We start from the raw sequence: 15,267 nt of genomic DNA, 5'->3' as shown, positions 1-15,267 counted from the left end.
AGGAGGCGTAACGCAAACGTACGTTTCCGTTTGGCGTGGTGGTTGTCAGACCTCGTTGTTCCACATGCGGAACACCGCGCACTTTCCGTGGCTGCCGAAGGTGACGGTCCACAGGTTGGCGAAGGTCCCCAGCTCCGTGTAGCGCCCGGTGCCCTCGATGGCCACGGTGTCCCCGTTGATCGCGAGGAGGGACCACTCGAATTCCCAGCCCCCTTCCTGCCACCCGGCCCGGCCGCGCCACCCCTCGACGATCGCCTCGCGGCCGATCCAGTCCGTCTCGTACGGCCACTCGTGATACTCGGCCTCCGGGGTGAAGAGGGCTGCGATGTCCTTGCGGCTGTTGGAGGTCCAGGCCTGCACGTACCCCTCGACCCACGCTTCCACCTGCTGCTTCGTCACCATGACGTGGCTCCGTACGACGTATCTTCGTGGCTCGTCGGCTCAGCCCTGGGCGGTGGGTCGCACGACGATCTCGCTGACGTCGACCTCGGCGGGCTGGCCGATCGCGTACTCGATCGCCGCGCCGATGGCGTCAGCGGGCATCGCGATCTTCAGCATGTCCCTGGTGGCCTCGCGCACCGCCGTGTCGGTGATGCCTTCAGCCAGCTCGCTCCTGGTCAGTCCGGGGCTGATCACGGTCACCCGCAGGTCGCGGCTCTCCTGGCGCAGACCCTCGGACAGGGCCCGGACCGCGAACTTGGTCGCGCTGTAGACGGCGGCGGTCGGGTCGACGCGGTGCCCCGAGACGGAGGCGATGTTCACGATGTGGCCGGAGCCCTGCGCGCGCATGAGGGGGAGCACGGCGGCGATGCCGTGCAGGACGCCGCGTACGTTCACGTCGATCATGCGGTTCCACTCGTCGACCTCCAGCGCGTCCAGCGGAGATAGCGGCATCACGCCCGCGTTGTTCACCAGGACGTCGATGCGGCCGTACCGGTCCTGCGCGGCCTGGACGAAGGCCTGCACGCTGTCCAGGCTGGTCACGTCCAGTTCCTGGTGGTGGGCCTCCCCGCCGTTGCCGCGGATCTCCTCGGCGAGGGCAGCGATACGGTCCGTGCGGCGGGCGCCGAGCATCACCCGGTGCCCCGACACCGCCAGCCGCCGGGCCGTCGCCTCACCGATCCCACTACTCGCACCGGTGACCAGTACGACCTTGCCTACCGGAATGGACGGGACGGTCATGAGAACCCCTTCGATCAAGCCGGCGATGGCCGACCGGGTGGTCGTCCACCCACCCTCCGATCCTGAAGGCGATCGCCTCGGGCAGGCAGGGCGAGACTTCCTGGGTGCGCCACTCCCAGGAACGCGCCGCGTACGATCGAGGCATGAGCGGGTACGAACTCGGCGAATTCCTGCAAGCGCGGCGCTCCCGTCTGAAGCCCGCAGAAGTGGGCCTTCCGACCTACGGGCACCGCAGGGTCGCCGGGCTCCGGCGCGAGGAAGTCGCCGTGCTGGCCGGAGTCAGCGCCGACTACTACACGCGGCTCGAGCAGGGGCGCGAACGCAACCCCTCCGGCCAGGTCATCGACGCCCTCTCGCGGGCACTGCGCCTGAACGCCGACGCCCACTGGCACGCCTACCGCCTCGCCGGCCTCCTGCCGATGATCGAGGCCGCCGACGAGTCGGACGAAGTGGACCCGGCTCTGCTCCAGCTCATGGAGTCCTTCCCCGCCGCGGTCGCGTACGTGATCAACCGCCGCCTCGAAGTGCTCGCGGCCAATGCCCTGGCCGATGCCCTCCTCTCGCCACTCGCCGACCGCCGCCAAGTACTGCGTTCCCTCTTCCTGGACCCCGCGGCCCGAGGGCTCTACGCGGACTGGCACAGCGTCGCGAAATGCTCGGTCGAAGCCCTGCGCCTGGCTGTCGGACACCATCCGGACGATTCCCGGATGACCGCCACGATCAAGGAACTGCGCAGCAGCAGCGACGAGTTCGAGCAGATGTGGCGCAGTCACGGCGTCAGCTCCCTCGGCCTCAGGCCCAAGACCTTCGACCACCCCGCGGTGGGCCGGTTCACCCTCACCTACCAGTCCTTCGACGTCCAGAGCACGCCCGGTCAGCACCTCTTGATCGGCACGGCCGAGCCGGGCAGCGCGGACGCCGACGCCCTCGCCCTCCTCGGCTCCTCGATGGCGGCGCTCGCGTCAGGACCGGCGGAACGCCACTGACGTGACACCGTTGACCGTGGCGTCACCTTGCAGGAAGCCGATCCCGACTCCTTCGGTGAACGCGTGTGGATAGTTGAGTTCTGGCGTGGTCAGTGCGCTCAACTCGGCGAGTTGGGAAGGGTCCAGGGTCACGGCCGCCGATGCCAGGTTGTTGTCCAACTGGTCGAGGGTCCGAGCTCCGACCAGCACCGAGGTGACGGGTTCCTGTTGGCGTACCCACGCCAGGGCGACGGCCGCGACCTTCGTACCCAGGTCCTGGGCGATGCGTTCCAGCACGTCCCAGCCCCGCAGCCGGGCGGTCGTCGCGGCCTGGGCCACCCACCAGGCGGGCGTGTTCGACAGCCCGATGGCACGGACCTTCCCCGCGTGGACCAGGTCGTTCAGGGTCGACAGCGTCTCCTCCAGGGGAGTGTGCCGGTCCCACATGTGCATCCAGTACAGGTCCACGTAGTCGGTGCGCAGCCGCCGCAGCGACGCATCCAGTTGCGCGAGTACGGCCTTGCGCCCGGCACCGCCCGCGTTCGGATTGGGAGAGTCCATGGTGCCGCCGAACTTGGTGCCCAGCACCACGCGGTCGCGTACCCCGGGCCGCCCCGCGAAGTACGCGCCGAGCGTCTCCTCCGACGCCCCGCCGTTGTACTGGTTCGCGGTGTCGATGAAGTTCCCGCCCACTTCCAGATAACGGTCGATGATCGCGAAGGATTCCTCCTGCGCCGAGCCCCAACTCCCGTCGTCGAACGTCATCGCGCCCAATGCCAGCGGACTCACCCGCAGCCCCGAACGGCCGAGCGTGACGTACGAACCCAACAACGCCATGACCGTGCCACCTCCTCGTCCTCTTCCACGGCCGGAACCGGCTGGTATACCGCCACCAGGAGCCTCGCCCCCGCACCGCATCCGTGGAAGGCCACGCCGGAGGGGGTACCGCACTCCTAGGAACAGGGCTCCCCGACGTACCACCGCGCCCTCGCTCACTCCGGAGGCGCAGCCGGGAAGCCGGGGCGCACTTCGGACGCCCGCCACCTGACCCGATGGCATGACCGCAACCACACCGGCACCGGAAGGGATCTTCAGTGATCACCCTGCTGACCGTCATCCGAAAGAACGCGCAGCCCTGCGGGACTCGGCGGTCTCGTCAGACGCTGTTCGAGCAAAGCCGCGACATCGTGCCCGCGGCGTGCGTAGTCGCCGGCGTGATGGCGAGTACGGCGCTCGTGAGAGGCGCGGCGGCAGTCGTCCTCGTCGGGAAACGGGTAGCCGTCCCTTGGGAGCGGGCCGTCGGGCGTCAGGCGGTGCAGGCGCAGCGCGTGCTGGTGGAACGTGATCCGGCGGCCGAGCCCAGCGGGCTCGATGATCGCGCTCACCAGCGGGAGGAGGACTCGATTCTGTTCATCATGGGACGTGATGCTGCCAGCCTGCCCTGATGTTCGGCAAGGCCATTGCTGTGTCCTGGAGGCAGGGTTCGACAGCGCTACTGCGTTGGCCGGCGGTGGTAGCCGAATGGACGGCAGCGCGATGCCGGAGCCGGTCAGCCGTTGAACGGCGGCGCCACCTCGCCGGTGGTGCCGAGCAGTGCGTCCATCGCCTCCTCGTGGAACGCCAACTCTGCCGCCCGGCACGGGGCGGTGAAGAACGCGGCCTGGGCGTCAGCGAGGCTGCATCCCAGCAGTCCCTTCGTCACGAGCACGGCATCGATGCCGTTGCAGCCCTGGCCCGCCAGAAACTCCTGCAGGACGCGGGGATCCCTGTTGGCCTCCCAGGCTGGGCGCGCCATGTCGATCACGGCCGCGATCCGGGCCGCCCTGATGGAGTCCATGCCTCTCCCCCGTTCTTCCCCTCAGCGGTTGACCAGGGCTCACTGACCGCCCGCAGCGCGTAGTTGGCCGAACTCCTCCTCGAAGGCATCCGGATAACGCCGGTAGATCTCGATCAGACTCGCCCACGCGGGGTCGCCGATTACCAGGGCCTGTGCGTCATCGACGCTGAACTCGTCGCGTCCGAGGAGTTCGAGCGTGATAACGACGGCCGCGACGGGTGGGGTTCCTGCCTCGGCCAGTCCCGCCTGTAGGGCGTGCATGCCCTCGCGCTCCAGCAGTTCGCGGTAGCGGTGCACCCAGGGCGCCAGCCACCGCGCGTACCGCTCGTAGGCGCTGTTCGCGGGTGGGCTGGCAGTCTCGAAGGTCGGTGCCAGGGCTGCCACGAGTCGGTCGACGTAGTGGTCGGCGGTCTCGGCGACGTCCGGGTACTCGGCGACGAAGTGGTCCCACTCCACGCTCTCCCGCAGGGCGGAGACGTGCCCGAGATCGAACGGGTGCATCGCATCGCGCGGATCCACCTCCAGGAACACCGCCTGGAACGCCTCGTGGCGCAGCGTGCAGTGTTCGGCGAGCAGGACCGCGTCGTAGAGGTCCTTGCCCTGCGGGTATCTGTCGCAGAGCAGCCACATGAGCTTCCAAGCCAGCGACAGTTCGGCCGTCGCCGCGTTCAACTGTGCGTCCGGGCCGCCTGACCGGGAGGGGATCTGAGCCGGTACCGGGGCGAGGGGCAGGTGCTCGTTGAAGACGAAGTCCAGTTGGACGATTCCGCCGGGCAGACCGGGTGAGGTCCAGGGCAGGACGAGTCGGCGGCCGGGGACTCGCTCGTAGGTCCAAATGTCCTCGCTGACCGCGCCAGCCGCCTCGAACCGAACGGCGGCGCCGCCGTCCTGACTCAATGCCTGCGCCACGTCGGCGATTCCCCGGAGCATCGCCTCGGTGCGCGGTTCGTCGACGCCCCAGTCCGCGGGGACCACGACGAAGTCCAGGTCGCCCGGCTCGCGGGCCGCGTCGCCGAACCAGGCCGCCAGCAGAACGCTGCCACGCAGGACCAGGGCCTCCGCCCAGGGCGAGTTCGCGATAGCGCCGAGCACCAGGTCCATCGCTGCCCGGCGCGCCGCGTACCAGGCCTGTCCGGTGGGCTCGTCGGCGAACCGCGGATCGGCCGCGTGGTAGGCGTTGGGGAACTGCTTGAGTGCCGGGTCGAAGATCGCGCGCTGTACCGCCCGTTCGTCGGACACCGGCCGCAGCGTCGCCGGCACGCCGAGGCCGGGGCGGAACCGGTCCTCCAGGGGTGTCTGGGGAACCTCGCGGCTGCGCGGTCCGAACCGCTCCCAGGAGCCGGTCATGGCGTGGTCTCCTCTGCTATCCAGCCGTCGTCGATGGTGATGTCGCTGTCGTACACCACGAACTCCCGCTCCACCGAGACGACGTCGTGGCCGGCCGCGCGCACTGTGCCGAGCAGCGAGTCCAGCTGCCGGCCCGCACTCTCGAGTCCCGCCGCATGGCAGCGCTGCGTGATGAAACGCTCGTGGCGCTCTCCGTCTCCGACGGCTCGCCGTGCGTTCCAGGACAAGTGCGCCCTGTGGTCGGTGACCAGGTCCGCGAGCGCGACGAGGTCGGTGTCCGAGTCGAGCAGGACCTTGAGGTGGTGTTCGAAGTAGCGCCCCGGGCCCAACCGCACGGCCTCGGCGTCGTCCTGCGGCACGCCATCGGCCCACGGCGATGCCTCGATCTTCACCCGGACCGGCTCGAATCCCGCCGCCTCGAGTACACCGGTCATCGCACGGGCCGAGCCCAACTGCTCGGCGAAGACTCCATTGGCGGTGGAGGTGAGCATGGGCTGCGAGGGCGTCCTCCCGCGGGCGAGCATGATGTGAGTGATCTTCATGTTCGCTGCCGCCGCCCAACGATCCAGACGTGCGAGCGCGGCTTCGTCGCAGCGCACGGTCACATGCGTCTCGAACGCTCCCCTGAATACGGCGGTCGCGGGAGCCTGTCCCGGCGCGGTCGTCAGTGCTCCCATGGGCTGATCATCTCAACTGCCGAGGCCATCCCGAAACCGAGTTCTATTGCCATCGGCTCCCCCTGGCCACGGTACCTCCGGGGCTGTTCTCGGCAGCGCGTTCAGGTGCCGTCCGCGTAGGCGAGGTGCGCGCCGCAGGCGCGGCAGCGGAACAGGTAGGCCGTCGGGTTTCCCTGCGCGTGGAGCGCCTCCAGGAACGACTGGAGGAGGTGCTCCTTCCGGCGTGGGTCCGCGTACTCGCTGCGGATCATCTCCAGGGCCTCGGGGTGTGCGCGCAACTCCTCGATGCCCGCCGGGCCCAGGAACGCGGCGGCATCCGCGCAGTGGGCCAGCCAGCGGCCCTGCTGCCAGGCGCTGAAGGCGGGGGTGCGGCTGCACACCTCCTCGACGACATCGTCGGGCAGGCCGGCGAGTTCGCTGGCGTCCGTGAACTCCGCATCGAATCGGCGGGCCGCCGACCCGTCGGCGATGCACCACGGGCAGACCCGCCCCGGCACCTCCTGCGCGGTGCTGGACATGGTTCGGGAGCCTAGCGCCCCGGACGGACAGCCCCGGGTTCGCCCGGGCCCGGCGTAGCAGCGGCTCGGCTCCGGTGACATGGCGCCATGGATATCGTCGGGGGTGTCGCCCACGTCGAGTTCCACCAGAGCAACCTGCCGGTCATGGCCACCCTGCCAGGTCTGATTGCCACCCTCCCCGAGGCCTTCGGCGCCACGACGTTCGGCACCGCGCAACTCCTTCGGGCCTGGGCCGCACACCCCGACTTCCGCCTGGTCAAGTAACGCACACGGGAAGGGATCGAAGGCCACCCAGCAGCACCCGGGTGTCGGTGCCGGCTGCCAGACTGCTGGCCATGCCACTCGCTGACCTCACCTTCGACCGCTGGCGCGCCCTCGACCACCACGCCGCCAACCGTCACGCACGAGGCCGCCCGGAAGGTGGGTGGACGGGTGGTCGAGGTCCGCACCGTCGAGCGCCTCGGCGCCGCGTTCCAATGCGCGGTGATCGACCAGGGCGGCCGGCAGTTCGCGCTCGTCCCCGGCGGAGACGTCACGGTGGGCTTCGATCTGGACCGGTGGCAGCCAACGCCCGAGCAACTAGAGAGCTACCAGGCGGAGCTGACCAGCGACCCATCCGCCGTCCGCGGCGGCGACGGTGGAGAGGCAGAATGCGGCGGCTACGGCACCCTCGTGACATGGCTGGCCCTGGCCACAGCAAACCGCAACCCGGCTATGGCCGAGTTCCTGCACGGCGATGACGGCGAATCCATGTACGAGGACTTCTCCACCCGTCCCGTCCTCGACCTGAACTGACCCCCTGACCCGCCATCTTCCCGGCACCTTGAAGGACCCTGATGCCCCGCCACACCCCGCCACGTCCCGTGGACATCGAGCAGCTCTTCCCCGAGTTGGTCCCGCTGCGCCGCACGACCACCCGGCTGCATCCGCGTGCGGGGGCTCCCGAGGTGGACGAGAGTTCGGTGGGCGGCCCGCTGCGATGGCCATCCAACGAACCATGGCCGCACTGCACCGATCGTCATTACGGCCCAGCGAACGGGCCCAGGTCACCGGGCGGCAGTGCGCTGGTGCCCGTCATCCAGATCTACCGCCACGACGCACCCAAGGTCTCGTTCCCCGACGGGACGGACCTGCTGCAAGTGCTGTGGTGCCCCTTCGAGCACGACGAGTGCGAACCCACGCCGCAGGTCTTCTGGCGCGCTGCGGCGAGCGTCGAGACGGTCATCGACCCGCCACCCGCACCGACCGACGCCGAGCCCCGGTACGTCCCCCAGCCGTGTGTGGTCCATCCGGAGCCGTTCACGGAGTACCCCCGCAACGACCTGCCTCTCGACCTGCTCCACGCGCTACGAGACCGCTTCGACCAGCTGGAGGCGGAGACTGGCGTGACCTACTGGGGCGACCTTTCCACCGCTGAGGGCACCAAACTAGGCGGCTACCCCGGCTGGACGCAGGAGCCCGACTGGCCCGGCTGCCCAACATGCGACGACCCCATGGAACACCTGCTCACCGTCGCCAGCTGGGAGTACTCCGGCGAGGCATGGCGAACCTGGCTCCCCGTGGAGGACCGGACGCTCGTGGACGGGCAGGAGACCTGCGGCGAGGCCGGCAAGGCGGCCCTGGATGCGGCGGGACTCATGCTCGGCGACGCCGGCGGGGTCTACATCTTCGAGTGCCACACCTGCCCCGGCCGCCCCACCGACCATCGCTTCGACTGCTCCTGACTCACCATCATGCGATGTGCCATCGCTCGAAGGAGTGAATCGGAGTCGCCTCCCTACCGCCACCGGCACGGGACTGACACACTGACATTGAAGTCACCCGAGGGTGCGATCAACCACCAACCGCGCTCGCTCTTCGTGGGCTTGAGCTCCTGTCCGCTGGTCAGGAGGACGGTGCGGCCGGCTTCCTCCACTCGGCCTGGTGGGCCGCGTCAAGCGCGTCGAGGACGTGGTCGTCGAGCTGCACGATGGGGGTTGGCGAGACGTTCTCGCGCCAGGGGGTGCGGCGGAGCATGGCTGTGCCGAAGTCGATGAAGCCGTTCTCCAGTGCGAAGGCGGTGCCGCCTCGCTCGTAGAACCGAATCAGGGGTTCGAAGGGGTCCTCCAGCGGGGGCAGTTGGATGCCGGGAGCGTCGAGGAGGGCGGCCCAGTGGACCGCGGCGAGGAAGATGTCGAGGGCATAGGCGGAGCCCACGTTTTCCTCAATGAAGTCCTCGATCTCCGCGGCCAGTGCCGGATCGGCGCGCACCGAGGGATCGACGACGGCGGCGAGGTCGAAGAACGGCCACCATTCCGGCTCCCCGTAGACGTCGAGCCAGAGGGCGGCCCGGCGGAAGTACTCACGCATCAGAGCCACCCTGGATCCGACTCGGGCCATCGCCTCGTCGGACGCCTTCCAGTGGATCGCCTCGAGGCGATCAACCATCAATCGCGCGCGCTCTTCACTCATTTGAGCTCGTAGCCCCTCTCACGCAGGTTGGATTTCACACCCTCGACCAGCACATCAAGGTTGGACAAGTCGTCGGCGATCGGAATGGGGGGAACATCGATGCCACAGTACTCCCACAGGCTGAGCGATCCTTCAGCCGATACGTCACCCTCGTAGAAGCTGCGGGGTGCGAGGTTATGCGCCCCGAAGTGTTCGGGGTGAGGCTTGGGCGAGCTCCCGTTCCAGGCGTCCGGATGGCTCGACAGGTAGGGCATGCCGGCTTCCAGCAGCTTGGCCTCGACGTATTCGTGAGCCATGGTCCCCCGGAGAACGCCGACACCGTCGGGCTTCATGAACCCACCCACCGCGGCGTTCCATCGCCTGCCGATCTCCCAGTCCGGCTCGAAATGTTTTCCGCCGATCAGTCGAGCGCTGGGGTGAAGTCGGTGGCGCGGGCGGTCGTTTCCCAGGTGGTGACGTTGGTGCGGAGGGCTTCCAGATGGGCGAGGATGGCGTCCACCGCGTCGGGGCCGAGGGGGAGGCGGAGGGGGGTGTCGGGGGCGTCGAGGGCGGTGCGGATGGCGGCGGCCGCCTTTGCGGGGTCGCCGGGTGCGGCGCCGTCACCGGCGTCGACCACGGCGCGCTTGGGGCCCACGGTGTCGGCGTAGTCGGGGAACTGGGTGTCGCTGACGGTGCCGTTGCCGAACAGCGAGGTGCGGAACTGGCCGGGTTCGACGATCAGAACCTTGATGCCGAGCGGTTCGACCTCCTGGGCCAGCGCCTCGGACAGCCCCTCCAGCGCGAACTTGGTGCTGCAGTACGCCGAGAACCCGCTGAAGGCCAGTTGTCCGCCCTGGCTGCTGATCTGCACGATCGCTCCCGAGCGGCGGGCCCGCATGTGCGGCAGGACCGCACGCGTCAACGCGGCCGGGCCGAAGACGTTGACGTCGAAGACCGAGCGCAGCTCGGCGTCGGTGGTCTCCTCCACAGCCCCGACATGCCCGCGTCCGGCGTTGTTGACCAGGACATCGATCCGTCCGTGCCGGGCGACCACATCGGCGACCACCCGCTCGATCGCCTGGTGATCCGTCACGTCCAGGGCCACCGGCTCGACCTGGTCCGGGTACGCGGCCGCCAGGTCGTGCAGGGTGTGCGGACGGCGGGCCCCGGCGATCACCACGTCGCCCGCTGCGATCGCGTCCTCGGTGATCGCCCGGCCGAGGCCGCTGTTGGCGCCGGTGACCAGCCATACCTTGCTCATCGTCAAGCTCCTTGTTCGTCTTCCACCAACGGAGTTCGGCTCGTGTTCGCGATGACCAGCCTCCGGCCGGCGGGTGTTGCGCGTCCAATACCTGTGCTGATAACCAATTGGCATGATCATCGACGTGCACGGGCGGGAGCTGCGGTACTTCGTCGCGGTCGCCGAGGAGCTGCACTTCACCCGGGCCGCGGAGCGGCTGTATGTCTCGCAGCCGGCGCTGAGCAAGCAGATCCGGGCGCTGGAGCAGCAGTTGGGGGCCGAGCTGTTCGTCCGGGACAAGCGCGGGGTGGAGCTGAGCCCGGCCGGGGAGGTACTGCTGCCGTACGCCCGGCGGGTGTTGGAGGTGTGGACCGAGGCCTCGGACGCGCTGGCCCGGGCGGAGGCGGCGCGGCGGGTGCGGCTGGTGGTGGGGTGGAGCACCAGCCCGGGGCGCGACGGGCTGCTGCCGGCCGTCCGCTCCCGGTTCACCGAGCGCTTCCCGGAGGCTGAGCTGCGGGTCCGGCAGGTGGGCTGGCACGATGCGACTGTCGGCCTGACGGACGGCAGCAGCGATGTGGCCTTCGCCTGGCTGCCGCTGGCCGAACCGGAACGGTACGTCTGCACGGTGGTCGCCGAGGAGCCGCGGCTGGTGGCCGTGCCGGAGACGCATCCGCTCGCCGCGCGGCAGGTGGTGGATTTTGCGGAGCTGCTCGACGAACCGTTCCTCGCCCTGCCGGAGAGCACCGGGCCGCTGCGCGACTTCTGGCTGGCCGTGGACGAGCGCGGCGGGGTGCCGCCCCGGATCGGCGCCGTGGTGGCCGGCACCGAGGAGACCTACGAGGGGCTGGTCGGCGGGCTCGGGGTGGTGCTGGTGGCGGCGGGCAACGCCCCGCTGCTCAGCCTGGGTGGAGTGGTCACCCGACCGGTGCGCGGGCTTTCGCCGAGCCGCCTTGCGGTGGTCCACCGGGCGAACGACGAACGGCCGCTGGTGCGCGGGTACGTTCAGGCGGCCCGACAGGTGGCGGCGGCGCGGGCCACGGCCTGAGGGGATCCAGGACGGCGGCAGCGAGGTCGGCGGACGGCGGAGCCGGAGGGCGTGGGACGGGCTGGGCGGGCCAGCTCCTTCCGCACGCTCTCCGGCTCATTGCCGACGCGTGGTGGTCAGGCGGTCAGGGGTTCGGGTTGTAGGTGTTGCTGCTCCAGACCGGGCTGTTGGAGGCGTTGTAGATCACGAAGTTGCAGTCGTCCTGGACGGCCGCCCGGGCGCCCGTGCCGTTGGTGTTGCTGGACCAGAGCGGGTGGCTCTGGTCGGTGGGGTTGTTGTTGGTGAGGCTGTAGACGACCAGGTTGCCGTCTGCCTGGAAGGAGGCCCAGTTGCCGGTGCCGAAGGTGTTGGTGGACCAGAGTGCCTGGCCGGTGTTGCGGGAGTACAGCACCAGGTTTCCGTCGAGCTGCATGCTCAGCCGGGTGTGGGCGGCGTAGGCGGTGTCGCCGGGGTGCAGCACGGTGCCGGGGGCGAAGTTCGGGCTCAGCGCCGCGTCCACCGGGCCCAGGTCGTTGGGGGGCGTGAAGCCGGTCACCTTGCCGGTCGTGTCGGCCGTGCCGGGCCAGACCAGCAGGTGGTGGTCCTTGGTCACGGCGTAGAGGTCCGGCACCTTGTCACCGGTGAGGTCGCCGACCGATCCGACGGTCGGGTAGGTGGTCGGGTCGACGCCGCCGGTGCCTGCGATGTAGCCGGAGGCCGGGTCGCTCAGGGCGGAGTAGTTGGTGGTCCCGTCGGTGTTCTTGGTGAGGGGGTAGGCGTGGATGGTGCCGTCGATCCTGCTGCGGCTCCACAGGGTCGGCTGGTTGTTGCCGTTGGCCGGGCCGGGGCCGATCAGGTCGTACTGGCTCCAGTCGGCGCCGGAGACCTGACGGTCGGTCGGCTTGAGCAGACGCGCGCTGGTGGTGCCGGCCGGGAAGAGCCAGAGCTTGCCGCTGATCACGGCGAGCAGCGAGGTGCGGCTCATCACGCTGACCGGGTGGCCCTGCGGGTCGGTGGAGGGCGTCAGACCTTCGCCGTCGGGGCTGCCGAGGGCGAGGATCTGGGTGGTGGTGCTCCAGTCGCTGCCGCCGAAGTCGGCGGGGCAGGTGATGGTCACGCCGGTGTTGTCCTGGCAGGTCACGGTGCCGGGGGTGGCGCTGCCGGACTTGTAGAACGGGGACCGGACGCTGAAGTTGCCGTGCAGGTCGTTCTGGTACAGGTACATCTGCGGGTCGCCCGCGGGGTGGGCGATCAGGTCGTCCATCCACTTGCCGCCGAGCAGCGAGCCCCGGTGGGTGATCTGGATGCCGTTCCAACCGGTGCCGCCGACCGCGGCGGTGGGCGGCGAGGAGATCGTCGAGGTGCCGGCGGGGTCGATGCCCGGCTGGATCAACCGCAGGTTCCCCTGCGAGTCGGGCAGCAGGACGTCCGGCTTGTTGTCACCGTTCACGTCGCCGAAGACCGGGGTGCTGCCCGGCTTCCACGGCGCGTAGTAGTTGTAGAAGACCGGCTGGCTGTAGTTGCCGGCGTTGTCCTGGGCCTGCACGTAGAGCGTGTTGGTGCCCCAGCTGCCGGGGACGTAGCTGTAGCCGGCCTTGCCGTTGGCGTCGGCTGCCAGGGTGCCCGGGTCGCCGCAGTGCCAACCGGCGGTCGGCGAGGAGGAGGTGCTGACCTTGAAGCACGCCGGGCCGGAGGCGCTGCCGCCGGCCGGAGCCGGGTCGACGGCGCTGAGGGTGAAGGTGCCCTGGTCGGAGCTGTACTTGGCCGGGGTCGGGTTCGCGGTGCCGGAGGGCGGGAAGTCGGTGGAGCTGACACTGGCCGTCGGAGGGGTCTTGTCGACGCGGAAGTAGCACCAGCCGGTCTCGGGGGAGCCGAGGCCCTGGTTGGTCGGGTCCGCGTCGTAGGCGTTGGAGGTCCAGCCGTACTGGTGGCCGTCCGTCAGCGAACCGACGTTGACGCTGGCGACGTTGTAGGCGCCCTGCCAGCCGCTGTCACCGGTCCAGCCGCCCTGGCTGTTGTTGTCGTCCCACATCCGGAAGGCCTGGTGCAGCGGGAGTCCGGCCGGGGACCAGTTGCTCGCGGTCAGCGTGATGTTCTGGTTGGCGCCGATCCAACCCGCGTTGTCCCACGGGTGGGCGCCGCCGCTGGTGCAGTCGAAGTGGCTGTTGCTCGACGCGAAACCGGGCTGCGGGCTGCTCCGCGGATACCAGGCGCTCGGCTGCAGGTCGTAGGTGGTGGTGATGTGCGGGTTGTTGGTGATGTGCTTGCGGTAGTACATGTTGGACTCGTCGTCGGGCGCGATGCCGACCGTCCAGTTGCTCCAGTGGCCACTGGCGGCCTGCTGGAGCTGCGAGGTGACGTCGAAGCTGATCGGTCCGGTGCCGGTGATCCAGGTCGAGCCGACCTTCGTACAGCCGCCCATGGTGCTGCCACCGTTGCAGGGCTGGTTGTTCCAGGTGGTGTTGCCGTCGATGGCGCCGGTCCAGTAGAGACCGAGCGGCGTGCTGGTGCTCGGGGAGGAGGCGCTGCTGACGTTGGCGTAGAACGTCGAGTTGTAGACGGTCGGCGGGGCCGGCGCGCCACCGGGCTGGGTGTAGATGGCCGCGTTGATGCCGAGTTGGAAGTACGCGCGCTCGCGGCCGTGTCCGGTGCAGTCGCTGTACCCGCAGTAGCCTGCGCCCAGGTCGCTGACCGCGTTGTAGTACTTGGTGTCGGGGTGGTACTCCTGCACCTGGGCCGAGGCCTGGTAGCCGCTGTCGGCGCTGATCGTCGGGTCGAGGTACCAGGGGCCGGTGCCCTTGCCGAAGGTGGCCGGGTCCGGCGTGAGGTCGATGCCGGTGCTGGTCGCCCTGATGCCGATCGGCGCCTCGCGGGCCTGGTCGCCCGGCGCCTCGGCGGTGGAGGCACCGCTCGCGGCGGGGGCGGCGGGGGCTGCCATCAGCGAGCGGCTGCGCAGCGACCCTGACCCGGGGGCGGCGGGGGCGGGCAGCGCGGAGTCCCACTGGAGTGGCGTGGGCGCCTGCAGCCGGACCTTGCCGTCGGCGTCCTTGAAGCCGACGTTGCCGGCCGCGTCGGTGTCGACACTCAGGCCCGTGGAGCTGACCGGGAAGTGCAGGTTCTTCAGCTGCGGGCCGGCTGCCGCGGCGGCGGTGCGCACCACGATGACGTCGCGCCAGCCACCGGTCGGCAGCGCGGTGACCTGGAGGTCGACGTCGCTGAGCACGTTGGCGTAGGTCGCCGTCGCGCCGTTGAGGCTCGGGGCGGGCAGTGCGAACGGGGCGGAGACCGCGAGCTTCTTGCCGTCGGCGGTGGTGAGCGTCGCGAGCGGGCCGGTGCCACCGCCGGAGAGGGTCAGGCCGAGCGGGGCCACGGCCGGGCTGAGCGTCCCGTCGTGGTTGCGTCGCAGGGTCGGGTCGAGGTCCACCCAGTTCTTGCCGCGCTGGGTGCGGACCGCCTGCGCGTGGGCGGTGGTGCTCAGCGTGCCGTCCGGGTTGACCTGCGTCTGCGAGGTCTCGGTGGTCAGCGCGTCGACCACGACGGCCGTTCCGGTGGCCCTGGCCTTTGTCCGGGCGTCCAGCAGGCCCTGCTGAGCAGCGGTCACGGCCGGCTTCGCACCGGGACCGGGCGACTGGGCGGCGGGGGCGGCCGCAGGGCCGAGGCCGGCCGGGTCGACGGTGACCGCCTGCGCGACGGGTGCGGCCAGCACGCCCAGGCTCAGCGCACCGCTGACCGCCAGGGACATCAGTGAGACCGCCCGACCGACTCTCGCGCGGCCAAATCGGGCACCGCGCCCATTCAGTGTATTTCTCGACATGGTGCTGGGTTTTGTCCGTCCCGTTCTGGGCCGCCCCCTCGGGCATGCATTTCGTCCGGAACGATGAACGATCAGGTGTCGATTGGTCAAGCCGCGGTACTTCGTGTCCGAATATGACCGATTGATCCCGCATCTTGTTCTGATGAATAGTTAGATAACGAATCGACTTCGTATTGCGGCCCCGCTGGCGCTGATTGCACGGTAAACCCTATGGTCACCTTCGATCATGGGCA

The 15,267-nt window shown here is 69.7% G+C and carries 16 protein-coding genes and 1 pseudogene; 6 read left to right on the top strand and 11 right to left on the bottom strand.

The genetic code is table 11. From position 1 onward, the window contains the following. Window positions 1-45: 45 nt before the first annotated feature. Together P3T37_RS00910 and P3T37_RS00905 are read right to left on the bottom strand one after the other, a co-directional pair. Window positions 46-402, bottom strand: a complete 357-nt coding sequence (locus tag P3T37_RS00910; RefSeq protein WP_280721406.1) for a nuclear transport factor 2 family protein — start codon at window positions 400-402, stop codon at window positions 46-48. Window positions 403-441: 39 nt separating this feature from the next. Further along, complete coding sequence (locus tag P3T37_RS00905; protein ID WP_280721405.1) at window positions 442-1,182, bottom strand: SDR family oxidoreductase; 741 nt, start codon at window positions 1,180-1,182, stop codon at window positions 442-444. A 143-nt stretch (window positions 1,183-1,325) separates the two neighbouring features. Between P3T37_RS00905 and P3T37_RS00900 the strand changes: the two genes are divergently transcribed. Further along, entirely contained in the window at window positions 1,326-2,168 is an 843-nt protein-coding gene (locus P3T37_RS00900) for a helix-turn-helix transcriptional regulator (protein WP_280721404.1), read from the top strand. On the opposite strand, the gene P3T37_RS00895 is transcribed toward P3T37_RS00900, so the two are convergent. Beyond that, window positions 2,145-2,984: an aldo/keto reductase gene (locus tag P3T37_RS00895; RefSeq protein WP_280721403.1), complete on the bottom strand. Its 840-nt coding sequence runs from the start codon at window positions 2,982-2,984 to the stop codon at window positions 2,145-2,147. The genes P3T37_RS00900 and P3T37_RS00895 overlap by 24 nt on opposite strands. Before the next feature lie 257 nt (window positions 2,985-3,241). Between P3T37_RS00895 and P3T37_RS00890 the strand changes: the two genes are divergently transcribed. After that, window positions 3,242-3,592 carry a hypothetical protein gene (locus tag P3T37_RS00890; RefSeq protein ID WP_280721402.1) on the top strand — a complete coding sequence of 117 codons (351 nt, stop codon included), beginning with the start codon at window positions 3,242-3,244 and terminating at the stop codon, window positions 3,590-3,592. Window positions 3,593-3,696: 104 nt separating this feature from the next. On the opposite strand, the gene P3T37_RS00885 is transcribed toward P3T37_RS00890, so the two are convergent. From P3T37_RS00885 to P3T37_RS00870, 4 genes are all read right to left on the bottom strand, one after another. Continuing rightward, entirely contained in the window at window positions 3,697-3,984 is a 288-nt protein-coding gene (locus P3T37_RS00885; RefSeq protein WP_280721401.1) for a hypothetical protein, read from the bottom strand. Window positions 3,985-4,023: 39 nt separating this feature from the next. Continuing rightward, window positions 4,024-5,331 carry a nucleotidyl transferase AbiEii/AbiGii toxin family protein gene (locus P3T37_RS00880; RefSeq protein WP_280721400.1) on the bottom strand — a complete coding sequence of 436 codons (1,308 nt, stop codon included), beginning with the start codon at window positions 5,329-5,331 and terminating at the stop codon, window positions 4,024-4,026. Then, window positions 5,328-6,008 (bottom strand): hypothetical protein, encoded by a 681-nt coding sequence (locus tag P3T37_RS00875; protein WP_280721399.1) that lies wholly within the window; start codon window positions 6,006-6,008, stop codon window positions 5,328-5,330. The genes P3T37_RS00880 and P3T37_RS00875 overlap by 4 nt, the downstream gene beginning before the upstream one ends. Window positions 6,009-6,109: 101 nt before the next feature. Then, on the bottom strand, window positions 6,110-6,526 hold the full coding sequence (locus P3T37_RS00870) for a CbrC family protein (protein WP_280721398.1): 417 nt from the start codon (window positions 6,524-6,526) through the stop codon (window positions 6,110-6,112). A gap of 87 nt (window positions 6,527-6,613) precedes the next feature. Between P3T37_RS00870 and P3T37_RS00865 the strand changes: the two genes are divergently transcribed. From P3T37_RS00865 to P3T37_RS00855, 3 genes and pseudogenes are all read left to right on the top strand, one after another. Continuing rightward, window positions 6,614-6,790: a DUF6368 family protein gene (locus tag P3T37_RS00865; protein WP_280721397.1), complete on the top strand. Its 177-nt coding sequence runs from the start codon at window positions 6,614-6,616 to the stop codon at window positions 6,788-6,790. 71 nt (window positions 6,791-6,861) lie between these two features. Beyond that, window positions 6,862-7,321: pseudogene (locus P3T37_RS00860) on the top strand (hypothetical protein). A 41-nt stretch (window positions 7,322-7,362) separates the two neighbouring features. Then, on the top strand, window positions 7,363-8,250 hold the full coding sequence (locus tag P3T37_RS00855) for a DUF1963 domain-containing protein (protein WP_280721396.1): 888 nt from the start codon (window positions 7,363-7,365) through the stop codon (window positions 8,248-8,250). 160 nt (window positions 8,251-8,410) lie between these two features. Here the strand turns inward: P3T37_RS00855 and P3T37_RS00850 are convergent, their stop codons facing one another. From P3T37_RS00850 to P3T37_RS00840, 3 genes are all read right to left on the bottom strand, one after another. Continuing rightward, window positions 8,411-8,977 (bottom strand): hypothetical protein, encoded by a 567-nt coding sequence (locus tag P3T37_RS00850; protein ID WP_280721395.1) that lies wholly within the window; start codon window positions 8,975-8,977, stop codon window positions 8,411-8,413. After that, window positions 8,974-9,309: a hypothetical protein gene (locus P3T37_RS00845; protein ID WP_280721394.1), complete on the bottom strand. Its 336-nt coding sequence runs from the start codon at window positions 9,307-9,309 to the stop codon at window positions 8,974-8,976. Before P3T37_RS00845 ends, P3T37_RS00850 begins: the two co-directional genes overlap by 4 nt. A gap of 68 nt (window positions 9,310-9,377) precedes the next feature. Beyond that, complete coding sequence (locus P3T37_RS00840; RefSeq protein WP_280721393.1) at window positions 9,378-10,217, bottom strand: oxidoreductase; 840 nt, start codon at window positions 10,215-10,217, stop codon at window positions 9,378-9,380. Window positions 10,218-10,329: 112 nt separating this feature from the next. Here P3T37_RS00840 and P3T37_RS00835 point away from each other — a divergent pair, with 112 nt between their 5' ends. Continuing rightward, window positions 10,330-11,241, top strand: a complete 912-nt coding sequence (locus P3T37_RS00835) for a LysR family transcriptional regulator (RefSeq protein WP_280721392.1) — start codon at window positions 10,330-10,332, stop codon at window positions 11,239-11,241. Window positions 11,242-11,365: 124 nt separating this feature from the next. On the opposite strand, the gene P3T37_RS00830 is transcribed toward P3T37_RS00835, so the two are convergent. Further along, window positions 11,366-14,962 carry a hypothetical protein gene (locus P3T37_RS00830; protein ID WP_280721391.1) on the bottom strand — a complete coding sequence of 1,199 codons (3,597 nt, stop codon included), beginning with the start codon at window positions 14,960-14,962 and terminating at the stop codon, window positions 11,366-11,368. Between the last annotated feature and the right edge of the window lie 305 nt (window positions 14,963-15,267).

Source organism: Kitasatospora sp. MAA4 (assembly GCF_029893355.1).
Taxonomy (GTDB): domain Bacteria; phylum Actinomycetota; class Actinomycetes; order Streptomycetales; family Streptomycetaceae; genus Kitasatospora.
This window is presented reverse-complemented; position numbering and strand designations above follow the sequence as displayed.